The 1700-nt window shown below is 70.0% G+C and carries 1 pseudogene; it reads right to left on the bottom strand.

Going from position 1 to position 1700, the window contains the following annotated elements:
- Positions 1 to 139: 139 nt before the first annotated feature.
- Positions 140 to 1700, bottom strand: a pseudogene (locus tag ACTJKO_RS17375) (hypothetical protein); the annotation flags it as partial.

Here is a 1700-nt window from a genome sequence, read left to right as displayed (position 1 = left end):
GCGGTGCCAGCTGGCACCGCGCCTCCCGTCTGCTCGTCGGTCACCGCCGGGGCCAGGGATCAGTCCGTGCCCGGTGGTGATCCAGGGTCCGGCCGGCACTCGTGTGTGCGAGTACGTGCCGGCCGGACCGTGGATCTCGTCAGACGTTGTCCGTGTGGTCACCGTGCTGGCGACGTCGGCGGACGATCAGCAGTCCGCCACCGAGGGCGAGCAGCAGCAGCGCCAGGCCGATGCCGGGGCCGACGAGCTCCGTACCGGTGAAGGCGAGCCCCGGGATGATCGGAACCGGTCCTGCCGGGTCGCCGGCGATCGGAGTGCCGGTCACACAGCTGCCGGACGGGTCACAGGAGCCGCCGTCCACGGTCGGGTCGACCGAGTTGCGGATCGCTCCGTTCCCGGACCCCGCGGGCTTGACCGTCACGGAGTACGTGACCGTGATGGTCTGCCCGACCTGCAGCGGGCCGGCCCAGCGCAACGTCGTCCCGTCCAGCACGGCGCCGTGGGTGGCGTCGTCGTTGTAGGTGGCGTCGTCGAGCACGTCCGACATGTCGTCGTCGAACTTCGCCGGGTTCGCCGTCGTGTACGCGGTGGCGCCGGTGTTCTTGACCGTGATCGTGTAGGACACCTTCGTACCCGGCTTGACCGCGTCGGTGGTGGACACCTGCTTGGTCACCGTGTACGACCCGACGGGCGTGTTCGTCAGGCACGTGCCGTCCGGGTCACAGCCACCGCCAGGGCCGGTCGGGACGACCGCGTTCACGAGGTGGTGGTTGCCGGTGTCCGGGGTGTTGACCGTCACCGAGTACGTCACCTTCACCGTCTGCCCGACCGCGAGCGGGCCGGACCAGGTGAGGGTCACCCCGTCGACCTTCGCTCCCTGCGTCGCGTCCTTGTTGTAGGTCGCGTCGTCGAGCACGTTGGTCAGGTCGTCGCTGAACGATGCCGGGGCGTCCGCCGTGTAGGCGACCGTGCCGGTGTTCGTGACGGTGACCGTGTACTTCACCGTGCCGCCGGGGGTGGTGCTGGTGGCATCGGCGGTCTTGGTGACGGTGAACGAGCCGGAGGGCACGTTGGCCGTGCAGGCGGCGTTGTCGGTGTCGACGTCGCAGTCACCGCCCGAGTTCCGCGGCGTGACGACCGTGTTGTCGAGGTGCTGGTCGCCGGTGTCGGGGTCGTTGACCGTCACCGAGTAGGTGATGGTCTGCGAGGCCCCGGCCGCGAGCGGGCCGGACCAGGACAGGGTCGGCGCGTCGTAGGTCGCGCCGTTGGAGGCGTCACCGTTGTAGGTGGCGTCGTCCAGGACCTTCGACAGGTCGTCGGTGAAGGACGCCGGCGCGGCCGTCGTGTAGTCGGCCTTCCCGGTGTTCGTGACGACGACGGTGTAGGTCACCTTCTGGCCGGGGACGACCTCGGTGCGGTCCGCGGTCTTCACGACCGTGAACGCCTGCAGCGGGTTCGTCGTCGTGCACTCGCCCGCGGTGGCGCAGGTGCCGCCGTTGTCCGGGTCGCCGGTGACGACGTTCGTCAGGGTGCCGTCACCGGTTCCGGCGGGTCCGACCTTCACCTGGTAGGTGATGGTCTGCGTTCCGCCGACCTCGACCGGACCCGCCCAGGTCAGCGTCGTGCCGGTGACCTTCGCGCCGTTCGTCGCCGAGCCGGCCACGTAGGTGGCGTCGTCGAGGACCTTCGACAGGTCGTCG

This window comes from Curtobacterium sp. 22159, assembly GCF_052045775.1.
GTDB lineage: Bacteria > Actinomycetota > Actinomycetes > Actinomycetales > Microbacteriaceae > Curtobacterium.
Note: the sequence above shows the minus strand (reverse complement) of the source record. Positions and strands in the feature narration are given on the sequence as shown.